Consider the following 16,641-nt stretch of genomic DNA (forward strand, 5'->3'; position numbering starts at 1 on the left):
AGGGTCCTTGGAGGTGCCGGCCACTCCACGGGCCGGCAGAGAGCTGGGTGCGTCCGGCACGAGAGGCCTAACGCACGATGCCGCGCTGCGGCGAAGTGGCTTCCAGAAACCCGAGCATCATCTGCACATCGGCTTCGGCTTCGGGATGCCGGGCCGTGAGCGCGGCGATGCGCGCCCTGGCCTGCTCCAGCGTCAGGTCCTCCCGGTACAGGGCCTTGTGCATGCCCTTGACGGCCGCGATGCGCTCTGGCGTGTAGCCGCGCCGGCGCAGGCCCTCATAGTTCATCGAACGCGCCCCGGCAGGCTGGCCCTGGCACATCACGAACGGCGGCAGATCGGCAAACAGCAGCGAACACATGGCGGTCATGCTGTGGGCACCCAGCCGGACGAACTGGTGCACGACGGTGAAGCCGCCCAGGATCACCCAGTCGCCGACATGCACATGACCGGCAAGCTGCGAGTTGTTGGCAAAAATCGTGTGGTTGCCGACATCGCAGTCGTGCGCCAGATGCACATAAGCCATGATCCAGTTGTCGTTGCCGACCCGCGTCACCCCGGTGTCGCCGGGCGAGCCGATGTTGAAGGTGCAGAACTCGCGGATGGTGTTGCGGTCGCCGATGACCAGTTCGCAGGGCTCCCCCGCATACTTCTTGTCCTGTGGAATGGCACCCAGCGAGTTGAACTGGAAAATGCGGTTGTCGCACCCTATCGTCGTGTGGCCTTCGATGACGCAATGCGCGCCAATCGTCGTGCCGGCTGCAACCTTGACGTGCGGGCCGATCACGGTGTACGGCCCCACGCTGACGCTGCTGTCGAGCTGGGCCTGGGGATCAACCAGCGCTGTGGGATGTATAGCCATCATGAAAAAATGTACTGTTCAGCGAATAAGTCGGCCAGCTGCCGCGTCGGCAAGCGCCCCTTCAAGCCTGAGCCTCGGGACATATCTCCTGCAAGCAGGGGCCGCGGGTCCGGCTTCGCCGGCCCGCAGGCGCAGCGGCCCCCTCAGGGGGCAGCACATTACGCGAAGCGAAAAGCGTGGGGGTCATGCAATGCTGCGCATGGTGCACATCAGCTCGGCCTCGCAGACCATGTTGTCATCGACCCGGGCCACACCCTTGAACTTGAACACGCCGGCCTTGAGCCGCTCCAGCGTGACGTCCATGATCAGCTGGTCGCCGGGCTCCACCGGCCGCTTGAAACGCGCGCCGTCGATACCGGCAAAGTAATACACGGTCTTGTCATCGGGTGTCACACCCTGCATGTCGAACGCCAGCAGGGCTGCGGCCTGCGCCATGGCTTCGAGCATCAGCACACCCGGCATCACCGGCCGGTGCGGAAAGTGCCCGGTAAAAAACGGCTCGTTGATCGTGATGTTCTTCAGCGCCTTGATGCGCTTGCCTTTTTCGAGTTCCAGCACACGGTCCACCAGCAGGAAGGGGAAGCGGTGCGGGAGCTGCTTGAGAATTTGGTGAATGTCCATCATGATTTTTCTTCGGTCTTTCCAGAGGCTTTGTCAGTCGTTTGCTCGAGCGCCTTGAGGCGTTCACGCAAGGCGTGAAGCTGCTTGAGTGTGGCTGCATTTTTTTCCCACTGCGCATTGTCGTCGATGGGAAACAGGCCGGTGTAATGCCCCGGCTTGTGAATCGAGCGGGTCACCACCGAAGCGGCGGAAACATGCACATGGTCGGCCAGGCTCAAATGTCCCAGTACCACCGCACCGCCGCCAATGGTGCAATGGGCACCAATGGTGGCACTGCCCGCCACCCCGGCACAACCGGCCATGGCCGTGTGCGCGCCCACACGCACGTTGTGGCCGATCTGCACCAGGTTGTCCAGCTTGACGCCGTCTTCAAGAACGGTGTCCTGCAACGCACCCCGGTCGATGCAGGTGTTGGCGCCGATCTCGACGTCATTGCCGATGCGCACCGCGCCCAGCTGTTCGATTTTTTCCCAACGCCCGGCATGTGGCGCAAAGCCGAAACCGTCGGCGCCGATCACGGCACCCGGGTGAACGATGCATCGCTCACCAAGGGAGCAGCCGTCGGCAACGGTCACCCGGGCCGACAGGCGCGTCCCGGTGCCGATCCGGACGCCGTTGCCAATGACGCTGTGCGCGCCAATCTCGACACCGGTATCCAGCACCACCTGGGCACCGATGCAGGCAAAGGCACCCACCACCACACCGGGCGCCAGGCGTGCCTGGGGGTCGATGAAGGCGCTGGGGTGAATGGGGGGCCCGCTGGTCGTCCCGGAAGAGCCCGACCGCGCGTGCTCGCGCTTCCAGAGCTGGGTAACGCGGGCAAAATAGAAATACGGGTCATCAACGATGATGCAGGCGCCGCGCTGCATGGCCACCTCGGCCACGCCAGGCCCCACCACCACACAGGCGGCGGCAGAGCGGGCGAGTTTGCCCTGGTATTTGGGGTGACTGAGAAAAGTCAGCTCGGCCGCGCTGGCCGATTCGAGCGTGGCGAGCCGCTCGACCAGGACATCCGGGTCTCCTACCAGCCGGGCGTCGAATTCGCCCGCCAGCGCCGCAACAATGTCCCCGAGTCTGAGCGTCACACCTGGCGTGTCCCTGAATGCGGGCTTATCTGGCGGCGTTGAGCGCCTTGATCACCTTGTCGGTGATGTCATGCTTGGGGTTGGCGTAAACCGCTTCCTGCAGGATGAGGTCGTACTTCTCGGCCTCGGCAACGGTCTTGACGACCTTGTTGGCGCGCTCGATGACCTGCTGCAACTCTTCGTTTTTGCGCGCGTTGAGGTCTTCCTGGAATTCGCGGCGCTTGCGCTGGAAATCCCGGTCCTGTTCCACCAGTTGTTTCTGGCGGGTCACGCGCTGGCTCTCCGCCAGGGTTGGTGCCTCGCGGTCGAACTTGTCGGCCATGGCCTTGAGCTGGGTCCCGACGTCGGTGAGCTCCTTCTCACGCTTGCCGAATTCCTGCTCCAGCTTGGCCTGGGCCGCCTTGGCGCTGTTGGCTTCGCGAAAGATGCGGTCGATGTTGACGATGCCGATCTTGAAGTCCTGCGCGGCTGCCGCAAACGCGGCCAGCGCCATCACGGCAGCGAGGAAGAACTTGAGTGAAAAGGATTTCATTAGAAGGATGTACCAATCTGGAATTGCAGTCGCTGGATTTTATCCGTCGGCTTCTTGTTCAAAGGATGGGCAAACGCCAGCCGCAGGGGTCCGAGCGGCGAGATCCAGCTCACACCGAAACCCACCGACGAGCGCATCTCGCTGAGTGAATATTTCTCGTTCTCGCCAAACACATTGCCCGCGTCGACGAAACCAAACATCCGCAGGGTCCTGTCGTTGCCTGCGCCGGGAAACGGCGCCAGGATTTCGGCGTTCAGCGTGATCTTTTTCGGCCCGCCGATGGAGTTGCCCTGGCTGTCACGGGGACCCAGGGTACCCGGCTCATAGCCGCGCACAGAACCCAGGCCGCCGGAATAGAAGTTCTTGAACACCGGGAAAGGTTGTCCGTTCAGGCCCTTGCCCCAGCCCAGCTCGGTGTTGAGCGCGATGGTGAACTGCTTGTTCAGCGGGATGTACTGCTGGAACTGGTAGTTGCTGCGCAGGAAACGGGCATCCCCTGCAACACCCCAGTCGCCGTAAACGCGCTGAAAACGCCCCTTGGTCGGGACGATCGCGCTGTCGCGTTCGTCACGCGACCAGCCGATGGTCAGGGGGATGGAATTGCTTTTGGCACCAAAGGTATTGATGTAAGTCTGATAGACCGGCGGAAGGTTGGTGCCGGAAATATCGATCTGCTCGAGTCCCCCACCGAAATACACCGTATCGACCTCGCTGAAGGGCACACCGAAACGAATGCTGGCGCCCGTGGTCTTGAGCTCATAGTCGGTGTTCAACACGCCGATCTGGCTGCTGTAGGGCCGCGAAGTGCGGGTGTACACGTCGATGGTCCGCGAAATGCCGTCGTTCGTGAAATAGGGGTCCACGGTGCTCAGCACCAGCTGCCGGTTGTACTTGCCGGTGTTGACCTCCAGGCCCAGGTAGTTGCCGGTGCCAAAGGCGTTTTCCTGCTTGAAACCGAACACCAGCGACAGGCGGTCGGCGCTGGAAAAGCCGGCGCCGAGCTGCAGGTTGCCCGTGGGTTTTTCCGCCACCGAGAGGTTCAGGTCCACCTGGTCGGGCGTGCCCGGGACTTCCTGCGTGTCGATGTTGACTTCGGTGAAAAACCCGAGACGGTCCACGCGATCACGCGACAGGCGGATCTTGTCACCGTCATACCAGGAGGCCTCGAACTGGCGGAACTCCCGGCGAATGACTTCATCGCGCGAACGGTTGTTGCCGCTGATATTGATGCGCCGCACATAAGCGCGGCGCGAGGGCTCGCCCTGCAACACAAAAGCCACGCGGTTGTTGGTCCGGTCGATCTCCGGCTGGGCGTCCACCTTGGCAAAGGCAAAGCCGAAACTGCCGTAATACTCGACGAAGGCCTTGACGGTCTGGGCCACCTGGTCGGCGTTATAGGGCTCGCCCGGCTTGATGGTGACCAGCGACTTGAACTCGTCCTCGCGTTCGAGGAAATTGCCTTCGAGCTTGACACCGGACACGGTGAAACGTTCACCCTCGGAGATGTTGATGGTGACCGAAATATCCTGCTTGTTCGGGGAGATGGCGACCTGCGTGGAGTCGACCTTGAACTCCAGGTAACCGCGCGTCAGGTAGTAGGAACGCAGGGTTTCAATGTCGGCATTGAGCTTGGCGCGCGAGTAACGGTCCGACTTGGTGTACCAGCTGAGCCATCCGCCGGTGTCCAGGTCAAACAGGCCGCGCAAGGTGGACTCGCTGAACACCTTGTTGCCGACAATGCGGATTTCCTTGATCTTGGCGACATCGCCTTCGGTCACGCTGAAGGTCACGTTGACCCGGTTGCGCTCGATCGGGGTCACGGTGGTCACCACCTCGGCGCCGTACAGGCTGCGGTTGATGTACTGACGCTTGAGCTCCTGCTCGGCCCGGTCGGCCAGCGCCTTGTCGAAGGGCCGGCCATCGGTCAGCCCGATTTCCCGCAGCGCCTTCTTGAGCACGTCCTTGTCAAACTCCTTGGCCCCGACGAAGTCCACGTCGGCAACTGTTGGACGCTCCTCGACAATCACGACCAGCACATCTCCGCTGACTTCAAGCCGCACATCCTTGAACAGGCCCAGCCCGAACAGCGCGCGGATTGCACCGGCGCCCTTGTCGTCGTTGTAGGTCTCGCCGACACGGAAAGGCAGCGACGCAAAAATGGTCCCGGGCTCGACGCGCTGCAGGCCTTCGACGCGGATATCGCGAACGGTGAAGGGATCGACGGCCCAGGCTGCATGCGCGATGAGAAAGCTGGCCACCACCGCGGAAACGCTGCGGACCTTGAATCGTTTGATTTGTTTTTGCATGAAAAAATTGGTGTTAGCCCAAAAGCCGGGAGACATCGTTAAACAGGGCAACTGACATCATGCCCAGCAGGATTGCAACGCCTCCGCGCTGCAACCGGTCCATCCACGCGTCAGACACGCTTTTGCCGGTAATCGCCTCCCAAAGATAATACATCAGGTGCCCCCCGTCCAAAACCGGCAGCGGCAGTAAATTGAGCACGCCCAGACTCACGCTGATCAGCGCCAGAAACAGCAGATAGGCCGTCCAGCCAATGCTCGCCGACTTGCCGGCATAGTCGGCAATCGTCAGCGGGCCGCTGAGGTTTTTCAGGGAGGCCTCGCCGATGACCATCTTGCCCATCATTTTCAGCGTCAACGCCGAGACCTGCCAGGTACGGACCGCACCCTGCCACAGGCCTTCAAGCGGGCCGTACCGCACCGTGACCATGGCGGGCGGTGCGCCGACATAGGCGCCGATGCGGGCGATCGACCGGCCGGCCTCCTGCCTGATCTCCGGCGTGACCGGCACCTCCATCGCCCGCCCTGCCCGCTCGATGCCCCAGGTCTGGGTGCCGCTGGACGCCCGGATGGTTTCACGCAGTTGCGGACCGTCGACGATGGCCAGGCTGCCGATGCGCAGCACCAGGTCGCCGCTGCGAAGGCCCGATTTCTCGGCAGCGCCGCCGGCCATCAGTTCACCGATCACCGGCTGGGTCCAGGGCCCGATGAGGCCGATCCTGCGAAACAACTGGGCATCGGCGTCGGCAGCCTGGAGCTGGCCCAGCGGCAACACCAGTTCTCGCGTCGCGGCGGTAGCCGCGTCGGGCCCGCCTATCGCCAGCCGCACGTCACGGCCATTGAGCGCGCCCTGGGTCAGGAGCCAGCGCAGGTCCTCGAAAGAACGCATGTTCTGCAAGGACTCCCCGTCCAAAGCCGCCTGCTGCACCCGCTCGCCGCCGCGCAGGCCGGCACGCTCGGCGATGGACCCCGCGACGGGACTGGCCAGGATGGCCTCCGGTTCCTGCAGGCCGCTCCAGTTGACCACGGCGTACAGCACGATGGCCAGCAGCAGATTGGCCGCCGGCCCGGCCGCCACCACCGCGGCACGCGAGCGCAGAGGCTGGGTGTTGAAGGCCAGATGGCGCTCTGCCCGGTCGACCGGCCCTTCCCGCTCGTCCAGCATCTTGACGTAGCCGCCCAGCGGCAGCATGCCAATGGAAAATTCCGTGGGACTGTTCTTGAGCCGCCAGGTGTAGATCGGCTTGCCAAACCCGACGGAGAACTTCAGGACCTTGATGCCGCAGGCCACGGCCACGCGGTAGTGCCCGTACTCGTGGACGGCGATCAGGATCCCCAGGGCAACAACAAAGGCGACCAAGGTCAGCATGGAAAAACTCCTGTCAAGTCGTCAGATTGCCGGTGATGCGGGTGGCCGCGGCGCGCGCCTGCGCATCCAGCGCCAGCAAGTCGCCGATGCCCCGGATTTCAGAGGCGCTCACGGTGTCCAGAGTTCCACGGTTCACGGCGTGAATCTGGTCAAAGCGTATCCGTTTTTCAAGGAAAGCGGCCACCGCCACTTCGTTGGCAGCGTTCAGCACCGCCGTGGTGCCGACAGGCGCATCGAGCACCTCCCAGGCCAGCGGCAAGCCGGGGAAATGTTCGTTGTCCGGAACCGCGAACGTCATGGTGGCCAGCGCCCGGAAATCGAGCGCCTGCGCACCCGAGGAAATCCGGCCAGGCCAGGCCAGGCCGTAGGCGATCGGCACCCGCATGTCAGGCGTTCCAAGCTGGGCCACCACCGAGGTGTCGCGGTATTGAACCATCGAATGAATGATGCTTTGCGGGTGAATCACCACCTCGATCTGCGCCGGCGCAAGACCGAACAGGTAACGCGCCTCGATCACTTCGAGCGCCTTGTTCATCATGGTGGCCGAGTCCACCGAAATCTTGCGGCCCATCACCCAGTTCGGGTGGGCGCAGGCCTCGTCGGGGGTCACGTCGCGCAGCGTGGCTGGCGCCCGGGTGCGAAACGGCCCCCCGGAGGCTGTCAGGATGATCTTGTCGATGCGCTCCAGCCAGGCCGCCGGGTCTTCGGGCAGGGACTGGAAGATCGCCGAGTGTTCGCTGTCGATGGGCAACAACTGCGCGCCGCCCTCACGCACGGCCTGCATGAACACCTCGCCGCCGACCACCAGCGCCTCCTTGTTGGCCAGTAGCAGGCGCTTGCCGGCGCGCGCCGCCGCCATGCAGGCCGCCAGCCCGGCCGCGCCCACGATGGCCGCCATCACGGTATCCACCCGCTCGTCAGATGCTATCATTTCAAGAGCATCCGACGCATGAAGGACTTGGGTTGAAAGCCCGTTTTCCTTCAAACTTTGGGCCAGAATGCGGGCGTGCGGGGCGCTTGCCATGACGGCGTAGGATGGTTTGAAGCGCAGGCACTGCGCCAGCATCAAATCGGTCTGCGTGGCCGCACTGAGCGCAAAAACCTCAAACCGGTCGGGGTGGCCGGCAATCACGTCCAGTGTATTGACCCCCACCGAGCCGGTCGAGCCCAGCACCGTGACACGTTGTTTCTGCACTGTCATGGGCGGGCGTTCAGACCGTCACCAGCATCATGGCCAGCGGTAGCACCGGCAACAGTGCATCGACCCGGTCCAGCACCCCGCCGTGGCCCGGCAGCAAACCGCTGGAATCCTTGGCGCCGGCGCTGCGCTTGATCAGGGACTCGACCAGATCACCCACCACGCTGAGCGCCGCCAGAAACACCATGGCCAGCAGCGTCACGGCAAGGCCGTGTTGCGCCGCCAGGCGCGCATACAGACTCTCACCAGTGGCGTCAAGCAGCAGCCAGGCGATACACAGCACAAGCACCCCCGCCATGCCGCCCCAGACACCCTCCCAGCTTTTGCCGGGGCTGATCGAAGGGGCCAGCTTGCCCTTGCTGAAGCGCCCGCCCAGGGCCTTGCCGGCGAAATAGGCGCCGATATCGGCGACCCAGACCAGCAGAAGCACCGACAGCAGGAACTCGATGCCGATGAAACGCGCCTGCGCCACGGCCAGCCAGGCCAGCCAGAGCGCCAGCACACCGACCACCAGGCGCACGGTGCGCGGAATGCGCGACCAGCCGGCCACGCCACCGCGCAGCAGCCAGGCGCCCGCCAGCACCCAACCCGCGCCGGCCAATCGCCATAGCAAAGGCAGCGGTTGGTCGAGCATCCCCAGGTCCCAGGACATGCCGCACAGCACCACGCAAACAAAGCCGGCCACCAGCGCACTGAGCTGTCCGTAACCGTTCAGCCGCGCCCACTCCCAGGCACCCGCGGCAATCAGCACCAGCGCGACCACGGCAAAAGGCACCGGGGTCTGGTAAAAAAGCGCCGGCAGCAGAATGGCCAGCATCACCAGCGCCGTGATCACGCGTTGTTTGAGCATCAGGCAGCCTTCATGTCGGGGTTGGGGGGTGGCGAGACGACTTGCGCGGAGGTCTGGCCAAAACGCCGCTCGCGGCTGCGGTAGACCGTGATCGCTTCATCGAGCGCCGTCTCGTCGAAGTCGGGCCAGAGTTTGTCGGAAAAATGCAGTTCGGAATACGCCGCCTGCCAGAGCAGGAAATTGCTGATGCGCAGTTCGCCGCCGGTGCGGATCACGAGGTCCGGGTCGGACACATGGGCCAGCGCCAGCGCACGGTCCAGCGCCATTTCGGTGATCTCCTGGCCCGCCGCCGCCAGCTTGCGTGCCGCCTGGGCGATGTCCCAGCGGCCACCGTAGTTGAAACACACATTGAGGATCAGCCGCTGGTTGTCTGCGGTGGCCTGCTCGGCCTGGTCCAGCCCGGCCTTGAACTTGTCGGACAGGCGCTGCCGGTCGCCGACAAAATGCAGTTGCACGCCGTTGGCCTTGAGCGAGGGCACTTCCCTGGCCAGCGACAGCGCCAGCAACTCCATGAGGCCGGAGACTTCGTCCGGCGGCCGGTTCCAGTTTTCGGAAGAAAAGGCAAACACGGTCAACACACCGATGCCGCGGGCCATGCAGGCCTGCACACAGCGGTTTAGCGCGCCGACCCCTTGCTTGTGGCCGGCGATGCGCGGCAGGAAACGCCGCGTGGCCCAGCGGCCGTTGCCGTCCATCACGATGGCGACATGGTGCGGAACGGCGGTGGAGCTTGTTTGAGCCATGTGGCAGTCAGTCACTACGCACAGTGCGCGCGTTTGAGGGCAACTGTCTTTTCAAGCCGGGGCCGCGGAACCGGCCTTGGCCTGTCCTGCGCCGGCCGAAGGGCCGGGCCGCAGGCGCAGCGGCCCCCTCGGGGGGCAGAGAGCTACGCGAAGCGAGCGAACGTGGGGGCAATCTAGACTGCCATGATGTCTTGTTCCTTGCCGGCGACCAGCTTGTCGACTTCGGCAATGAAACGGTCGGTGAACTTCTGTACTTCGTCGTGGGCGCGGCGTTCATCGTCTTCCGACGCCAGCTTGTCCTTGACGAGTTTCTTGACGCCGTCGTTCGCATCACGGCGCAGATTGCGGATGGCGACCTTGGCGTGTTCGCCTTCGCCGCGAACCACCTTGGTCAGCTCCTTGCGCCGCTCTTCGGTCATGGCCGGCATGGGCACGCGAATCAGGTCGCCCTGGGACGCCGGGTTGAGTCCGAGGTCGGAGTCACGGATGGCTTTTTCAATCTTGGCTCCCATGCCTTTTTCCCAGGGCGCAACACTGATGGTGCGTGCATCGAGCAGCGCCACATTGGCGACCTGGCTGATCGGCACCATGGCGCCGTAGTAGTCCACATGCACCGTGTCCAGCAGTCCGGGGTTGGCACGGCCGGTACGGATTTTGGTCAAGGCATGCTTGAAGGACTCTACCGACTGCTGCATTTTCTGCTCGGCCTGGCTCTTGATATCGGGAATGCTCATGATTGAAATCTCCGGAGGATTCTTGTTCTGCTAAGTCTGGGGGATGGCATGCACACCGGCAGGTTTCAGACGTGGACCAGCGTGCCTTCGTCTTCGCCCTGCACCACGCGCTTGAGCGCGCCGTGCTTGAAGATGCTGAAAATCTTGATCGGCAGTTTCTGGTCGCGGCACAACGCAAAGGCGGTGGCATCCATGACTTCGAGGTTTTTGCCCATGGCCTCGTCGAAGGTGATGTTGGTGTAACGCGTGGCCGTCGGGTCTTTCTTCGGGTCCGCGCTGTACACACCGTCCACCTTGGTGGCCTTGAGCACAATCTCGGCCCCGATTTCCGCGCCACGCAGGGCGGCTGCGGTGTCGGTGGTGAAGAAAGGATTGCCGGTGCCGGCTGCGAAGATGACGACCTTGCCCTCTTCGAGGTATTGCAGCGCCTTGGGGCGCACATACGGCTCCACGATGCGTTCAATGCCGATGGCCGACATGACACGCGGTGTCAGGCCCGCCTTGTCCATGGTGTCGCCGAGTGCCAGCGCGTTCATCACGGTGGCCAGCATGCCCATGTAGTCGGCAGTTGCACGGTCCATGCCGACCGAACCGCCGGCCACGCCGCGGAAAATATTGCCGCCGCCGATCACGACAGCCACTTCCACGCCCATGCGGGTGACTTCGGCAATCTCCTCTACCATGCGCACAATCGTCGCACGGTTGATGCCGAAGGCATCGTCTCCCATCAAGGCTTCACCTGAAAGTTTCAACAAGATTCGCTTGTAGGCTGGCATGAGGGAGTTCCTGTCGTTTTTATGGGCGTAAGTTTAGCGGCCTTTCGGATCAGCGGGCGTTATCAGGCGGCTTTGGCGGCGGCCACCTGGGCGGCCACTTCAGCCGCAAAATCGTCGACCTTCTTCTCGATGCCTTCGCCGACAACATACAGCGTGAACGCCTTCACGGTCGTGCCTTTTTCCTTGAGCATCTGCTCGACCGTCTGCTTGTCGTTTTTCACGAAAGGCTGGTTGAACAGGGACACTTCCTTGAGGTATTTCTGCACGCCGCCGTCGATACGCTTGGCAACAATTTCGGGAGATTGCACAGGCTTGCCGGCGGCGGTGGCCACCGCGGCATCCTCGGCAGCCTTGGCCGCAGCGACCGAACGTTCGCGCGCGACGAGCTCGGCAGGCACCTGGTCGCTCGACAGCGACACCGGCTTCATCGCGGCGACATGCATGGCGACGTCCTTGGCCGGCACTTCTTCGCCTTCGTACTCGACGACCACGCCGATACGCGTGCCGTGCAGGTAGGAGGCCAGCTTACCGCCGTCAAAACGCTTGAAGCGGCGCACGCTCATGTTTTCGCCGATCTTGCCGATCAGACCCTTGCGCACGTCTTCCACCGTCGGGCCGAAACCGTCCAGGCTCAAAGGCATGGCGCCGATGGCGGCGACATCGGCCGGGTTGTTCTTGACGATGCCCTTGACCACCGCGTCGGTGAAAGCCAGGAAGCTGTCGTTCTTGGTGACGAAGTCGGTTTCGCAGTTGATCTCGACCAGCGCGCCCACGGCACCTTCGCTGTGGAAGGCGATCACGCCTTCAGCGGTGATGCGGGAGGCCGCCTTGCCTGCCTTGTTGCCGAGCTTGACGCGCAGGATTTCTTCGGCTTTTTCGAAGTTGCCGTCGGCCTCGGTCAGTGCCTTTTTGCACTCCATCATCGGGGCGTCGGTTTTTGCGCGCAGTTCTGCGACCATGCTTGCTGTGATTGCCATTTTTGGTTCTCCGTGTGTCGTGTTGACTTCAAATAAATACTGGTGCCTTTGGACAAGGCTGTGAAAAAGGGGCTACGCGAGCCCCTTTTTCGCGTCAGGCGCAGGGCCGGGCCGTTCAGGCAGCGGCGTTTTCCACTTCGACGAATTCGTCGGCGCTCTCGGCGGATGCCATCTTGACGACTTCATTGCCGGCGGCAGCGCGGCCTTCGATGATCGCGTCGGCGATGCCGCGGGCATACAGCGCCACGGCCTTGGACGAGTCGTCGTTGCCGGGGATGACGTAGTCAATGCCGATGGGGGAATGGTTGGAGTCAACCACGCCGATCAGCGGGATGCCCAGTTTCTTGGCTTCGAGGATGGCGATCTTGTGGAAGCCCACGTCGATCACGAAGATCGCGTCGGGCAGCGCATTCATGTCCTGGATGCCGCCGATGTCTTTTTCCAGCTTTTCCATTTCGCGCTTGAAGGTCAGCTGCTCTTTCTTGCTCAGGGTATCGAGACCGACTTCCTGCTGGGCCTTCATTTCCTTGAGGCGCTTGATCGAGGTCTTGACCGTCTTGAAGTTGGTCAGCATGCCGCCCAGCCAGCGCTGGTCGACAAAAGGCACGCCAGCGCGTTTGGCTTCAGCGGAAACGAGTTCGCGCGCCTGGCGCTTGGTGCCGACCATCAGGATGGTGCCGCGGTTGGCGGACAGCTGTTTGGCGAACTTCATCGCGTCCTCGAACATCGGCAGCGATTTTTCGAGGTTGATGATGTGGATACGGTTGCGGTGGCCGAAGATGTACGGGGCCATCTTGGGGTTCCAGAAGCGAGTTTGGTGACCGAAATGGACGCCGGCTTCCAGCATTTCACGCATGCTAATTGACATAAATAACTCCAAAGGTTGTGTCTAAAATCAGCGCTTATCACCTGAAAGCCTTGTTAAAAGCTCCCGGGCAACACCTTGAATGACTGATTTGCGATTTGCTGCACGACGGCTCAATTGCCTTTCGCACAGCCTGCTGAGTATAACATCCCTGCCTGTGCCAACGTACCCGCCCGAGCCCTGTCACGCGCCATCTCCTGTTGCCGGCAAGCTGCCGGCCACGGTTTCCGGCCCGTCCGCACTTCCAAAACAATAGCAGTCGGCGCTTTTTCCGCGCTGGCTTCTGACCGGTTGAACCCCAGGAACATGAACCCATTGACTGCCTGCACAAGCCCCTGTCCCCGCCCTGCACGGACCGCCCCATGAGGATCGCGGTCATCGGCGCCGGCATCATCGGCATCACCACCGCCTGGGAGCTTGCCCGGGACGGCCACGAGGTCACGGTTTTCGATCGCCGCGGCGCCGCTGCCGAAGAAAGCAGTTTCGCCAATGCCGGCGTGGTGGCCCCGGGCTACGTGACCCCCTGGGCAGCGCCCGGCATGCCGGGCAAGGTGCTGGGCCACCTGCTGGGCCGCCACGCGCCGGTCCGGCTCAGCCTGCCGCTGTCCGGCCGCGAGCTGGCCTGGATGTGGAAGTGGTGGCGCGCCTGCCGCCTGGAAACCTACCTGGCCAACCGCGCCCGCCTGCAGCGCCTGGCTTTTTACAGCCGCGCGCGCCTGCACCAGATCACCGCCGAGTGCCAGCTCGACTACGACCGCAGCCCCGGCTACATGGTGCTGCTGCGCGCCGAACAGGACGGCCAGATGGTCGAACCCGGCCTGCAGGTGCTGCGTGACGCCGGGGTCAGCTTCCGGCAGATCGGCTCGGACGAGGCGCGCCGGATCGAACCGGCGCTGAATCCGGACACACCCCTGCTGGGCGCCATTCACCTGCCCGACGACGAAGTGGCCAACTGCCGTCAGTTCGCCCTGCTGCTCAAAACCGAGGCCCAGCGCCTGGGTGTGACTTTTGAGTTCAATACGACTGTGGCCCAAATGGACCGGGCGCAACCAGCTACCTTTTTGATAGCAGGCGAAGCGACGCCGCGAAACTTTGACGCCGTGGTGCTGTGCGCCGGCCTGGACTCGGCCTCGCTGCTGCGGCCACTGGGCATCCGCATGCCGCTGGCAGCGGTGTATGGCTACTCCCTGAGCGCGCCGATTCGCGAGCCACTGAACGCGCCGCGCAGCGCCCTGATGGACGAACGTTACAAGGTCGCGATCTCGCGCCTGGGCAACCGAGTTCGCGTGGCCGGCAGCGCCGAAATTGGCGGCCGCCCCGACAGGAAGAGTGCCGCGGCCATCCAGACACTGTACAAGGTGCTGCAGGACTGGTTCCCGGGTGCTGCCCACACCTCCAACACCACCACCCATGTGCAGGAATGGAAAGGTGTGCGGCCCATGTTGCCGGACGGCCCGCCCATCCTCGGTGCCAGCGGCCTGCCCGGCCTGTGGCTCAACCTCGGCCACGGCTCCAGCGGATGGGCGCTGAGCTGCGGCAGCGCGCGGGCCGTCGCCGACCTGGTCGCCGGCCAGGCGCCCGAGATTGACCTCGAAGGGCTGGATCTGAACCGGCTCACATCCCCGGCCGCCTGAAGGCTGCACAATCGGCCCATGTTAGCCGTCTCCCCTGCCCTCAGCCTGCCGCTCCACGGGGTTGCTTCGACGCGCCTGCTGGAGCAGCGGGCGGCAGCCCACCTGCCAGCGCACACCCTGATGCAGCGCGCGGGGCTGGCCAGCGCGCGCCTGGCCCTGGCGCTGGCGCCGCACGCGCAGTGCCTCTGGATCGCCTGCGGGCCGGGCAACAACGGCGGCGACGGACTGGAAGCGGCCCTGCACCTGCACCAGTGGGGGAAAAACGTGCGGGTGACCTGGCTGGGCGCACAAAACGAAGCCAGGGTACCCGCCGATGCGCTGGCCTCGCTGGCGCGTGCCCGTGCGGCCGGCGTGCCCTTTGCCGGCACGCCGCCAGCCGGCTTTGACTTCGCCATCGACGCCCTCCTGGGCATAGGCGCGGTACGCCGCCCCACGGCGGCCACGGGCCAGACCGATCTGCTCGGCCAGTGGCTGGCGCTGCTGCAGGCCAGCCCGCAACCGGTCCTGGCGATCGATATCCCGAGCGGGCTGGACGCCAATACCGGTGCATCGATTGCTCCTGAATCAATAGCTGCCAGCGCTTTACCTTCAAGGGCTGGTGCCCGATTTACCTTGAGCCTGTTGACACTGAAACCGGGCTTGTTCACGGCCACCGGCCGCGACTTGGCCGGGCAGGTCTGGTGGGACGACCTCGGCGTCACCCCTGCATCAGCGCTGGCGCCTGACGCCTGGCTGCTGGGCCGGGACCGTGCCGGGTCGCACCACCGGGCGCAGGCGGCGCATGCCAGCCACAAAGGCAGCTTTGGCGATGTCGCCATCCTCGGCGGCCAGTCCAGCCCGCAAGCCGCGACCCACATGAGTGGCGCCGCCCTGCTTGCCGGGCGGGCCGCCCTGCATGCCGGCGCCGGACGGGTGTTTGTGGCCCTGCTTGGCGGCGCCGGCCTCACGGTGGACCCGCAGCAGCCCGAGCTGATGTTCCGCAGTCCCGACGCGCTCGACCTCAAGACCCAGGTGCTGGTCTGCGGCTGTGGCGGCGGCGACGCCGTGGCCGCCGTGCTGCCGCGCGTGTTGTCGGGCGCGCAGGCCGCCGTGCTGGACGCCGATGCGCTCAATGCCATCGCCGCCGACACCCAGCTGCAAACCCTGCTCCGGGCCCGCCAGGGCCGCGGCTACCGCACGGTGTTGACACCGCATCCGCTGGAGGCCGCCCGCCTGCTCGGCAGCAGCGCTGCCGTGGTGCAGGCCGACCGCCTGCTGGCAGCGCGGCAGCTGGCTGAAAATTTCGGCTGTGTGGTGGTGCTCAAGGGTTCGGGCACGGTGATCGCTGCGCCGGACCAGGTCAGCGCCATCAACCCCACCGGCAACGCGCGCCTGGCCACGGCAGGTACCGGCGATGTGCTGGCGGGCATGGTGGGTGCCCGGCTGGCCGGCGGACAGACGGCCTTGGATGCCGCATGCAGCGCCGTTTTCCGGCATGGCCAGCTGGCCGATGACTGGTCGGCCTGGCGCCCGGGACAGCCGCTGACCGCCTCCGACCTAGCCCAGAACCATCAGGCCGATCTGTAGCAGCAGGAGCAGCACCAGCGCCGACAGGTCAACCCCGCCGATCGCCGGAATGATGCGCCGCAGCGGCGCCAGCAGCGGCTCGGCCAGCCGGCCCAGCAGGCCATACATGGGCGAACCCGGCTGCAGCCAGGAAATGATGGCGTAAACCAGCACCACCATGAAGGCCAGTTGCAGCGCGACACGCAGCAGCATCTTCAGGCTCATCCACAGCAAAGCCGGCAGCATGGCCGCGGTCAGGTTCAGCAAGGCGCCGAACAGGGCCGCCCACACCAGCGCATACACCAGTGCCAGCAGCAAGGCGGCCAGCAGACTGGCCCAGTCCACACGCGACTGCGCAATCGCCTTGGGCAACACGCGCCGCAGGGGCTTGACCAGCCAGTCCGTCACGGCCATCACAAAGGTGCCGGGCTGCGCGCTCATGTTGATGCGCAGGCGGTTCATCCAGGCACGCATCAGCGCCGCGCCTATCAGCACGAAGAAAAGGCTGTCCACCAGAAAGGACAGGATGCGGATCAGCATGGTTGTTGGC

16 protein-coding genes are annotated in these 16,641 nt (G+C 64.2%); 2 read left to right on the plus strand and 14 right to left on the minus strand.

Features of this window, described 5'->3' with window-relative positions; all coding sequences use genetic code 11:
- Positions 1 to 67: 67 nt before the first annotated feature.
- The 13 genes from lpxA to rpsB all read right to left on the minus strand — a co-directional run bounded on the left by lpxA (position 68) and on the right by rpsB (position 12,915).
- Positions 68 to 862, minus strand: a complete 795-nt coding sequence (gene lpxA, locus PSV26_RS12755; RefSeq protein WP_300519164.1) for an acyl-ACP--UDP-N-acetylglucosamine O-acyltransferase — start codon at positions 860 to 862, stop codon at positions 68 to 70.
- Between the two features lie 180 nt (positions 863 to 1,042).
- Positions 1,043 to 1,483: a 3-hydroxyacyl-ACP dehydratase FabZ gene (gene fabZ / locus PSV26_RS12760; protein ID WP_300519161.1), complete on the minus strand. Its 441-nt coding sequence runs from the start codon at positions 1,481 to 1,483 to the stop codon at positions 1,043 to 1,045.
- Complete coding sequence (lpxD, locus tag PSV26_RS12765; RefSeq protein ID WP_300571270.1) at positions 1,480 to 2,565, minus strand: UDP-3-O-(3-hydroxymyristoyl)glucosamine N-acyltransferase; 1,086 nt, start codon at positions 2,563 to 2,565, stop codon at positions 1,480 to 1,482. The genes fabZ and lpxD overlap by 4 nt, the downstream gene beginning before the upstream one ends.
- 25 nt (positions 2,566 to 2,590) lie before the next feature.
- Positions 2,591 to 3,097 (minus strand): OmpH family outer membrane protein, encoded by a 507-nt coding sequence (locus tag PSV26_RS12770; RefSeq protein WP_300571272.1) that lies wholly within the window; start codon positions 3,095 to 3,097, stop codon positions 2,591 to 2,593.
- A complete protein-coding gene (gene bamA / locus PSV26_RS12775) occupies positions 3,097 to 5,403 on the minus strand; it encodes an outer membrane protein assembly factor BamA (RefSeq protein ID WP_300519153.1) in 2,307 nt (768 codons plus the stop codon). The genes PSV26_RS12770 and bamA overlap by 1 nt, the downstream gene beginning before the upstream one ends.
- A gap of 13 nt (positions 5,404 to 5,416) precedes the next feature.
- Positions 5,417 to 6,769 (minus strand): RIP metalloprotease RseP, encoded by a 1,353-nt coding sequence (rseP, locus tag PSV26_RS12780; RefSeq protein ID WP_300571274.1) that lies wholly within the window; start codon positions 6,767 to 6,769, stop codon positions 5,417 to 5,419.
- Between the two features lie 13 nt (positions 6,770 to 6,782).
- On the minus strand, positions 6,783 to 7,970 hold the full coding sequence (gene ispC, locus PSV26_RS12785) for a 1-deoxy-D-xylulose-5-phosphate reductoisomerase (protein ID WP_300571276.1): 1,188 nt from the start codon (positions 7,968 to 7,970) through the stop codon (positions 6,783 to 6,785).
- Positions 7,971 to 7,980: 10 nt separating this feature from the next.
- A complete protein-coding gene (locus tag PSV26_RS12790; RefSeq protein ID WP_300571278.1) occupies positions 7,981 to 8,817 on the minus strand; it encodes a CDP-archaeol synthase in 837 nt (278 codons plus the stop codon).
- Entirely contained in the window at positions 8,817 to 9,560 is a 744-nt protein-coding gene (gene uppS, locus PSV26_RS12795; protein ID WP_300571280.1) for a polyprenyl diphosphate synthase, read from the minus strand. Before uppS ends, PSV26_RS12790 begins: the two co-directional genes overlap by 1 nt.
- A gap of 173 nt (positions 9,561 to 9,733) precedes the next feature.
- Positions 9,734 to 10,294: a ribosome recycling factor gene (frr, locus tag PSV26_RS12800; protein ID WP_300519139.1), complete on the minus strand. Its 561-nt coding sequence runs from the start codon at positions 10,292 to 10,294 to the stop codon at positions 9,734 to 9,736.
- A 65-nt stretch (positions 10,295 to 10,359) separates the two neighbouring features.
- Positions 10,360 to 11,070 carry a UMP kinase gene (gene pyrH / locus PSV26_RS12805; RefSeq protein ID WP_300519137.1) on the minus strand — a complete coding sequence of 237 codons (711 nt, stop codon included), beginning with the start codon at positions 11,068 to 11,070 and terminating at the stop codon, positions 10,360 to 10,362.
- A 62-nt stretch (positions 11,071 to 11,132) separates the two neighbouring features.
- Positions 11,133 to 12,047: a translation elongation factor Ts gene (tsf, locus tag PSV26_RS12810; RefSeq protein WP_300571282.1), complete on the minus strand. Its 915-nt coding sequence runs from the start codon at positions 12,045 to 12,047 to the stop codon at positions 11,133 to 11,135.
- A gap of 115 nt (positions 12,048 to 12,162) precedes the next feature.
- Positions 12,163 to 12,915, minus strand: coding sequence for a 30S ribosomal protein S2 (rpsB, locus tag PSV26_RS12815; RefSeq protein WP_300519132.1), 753 nt, complete (start codon positions 12,913 to 12,915; stop codon positions 12,163 to 12,165).
- Positions 12,916 to 13,274: 359 nt separating this feature from the next.
- Between rpsB and PSV26_RS12820 the strand changes: the two genes are divergently transcribed.
- Both PSV26_RS12820 and PSV26_RS12825 read left to right on the plus strand, forming a co-directional pair.
- Positions 13,275 to 14,546 (plus strand): D-amino acid dehydrogenase, encoded by a 1,272-nt coding sequence (locus tag PSV26_RS12820; RefSeq protein ID WP_300571284.1) that lies wholly within the window; start codon positions 13,275 to 13,277, stop codon positions 14,544 to 14,546.
- 18 nt (positions 14,547 to 14,564) lie between these two features.
- The gene (locus tag PSV26_RS12825; RefSeq protein ID WP_300571286.1) at positions 14,565 to 16,112 is read left to right on the plus strand and encodes an NAD(P)H-hydrate dehydratase; all 1,548 of its coding nucleotides are present in this window, start codon (positions 14,565 to 14,567) and stop codon (positions 16,110 to 16,112) included.
- Here PSV26_RS12825 and PSV26_RS12830 read toward each other — a convergent pair.
- Positions 16,083 to 16,631 (minus strand): YggT family protein, encoded by a 549-nt coding sequence (locus PSV26_RS12830; RefSeq protein ID WP_300519124.1) that lies wholly within the window; start codon positions 16,629 to 16,631, stop codon positions 16,083 to 16,085. The two genes, PSV26_RS12825 and PSV26_RS12830, sit on opposite strands and share 30 nt — an antisense overlap.
- Positions 16,632 to 16,641: the final 10 nt, after the last annotated feature.

This window comes from Polaromonas sp., from assembly GCF_029945685.1.
In the GTDB taxonomy this organism is placed as follows: Bacteria; Pseudomonadota; Gammaproteobacteria; order Burkholderiales; family Burkholderiaceae_C; genus Polaromonas.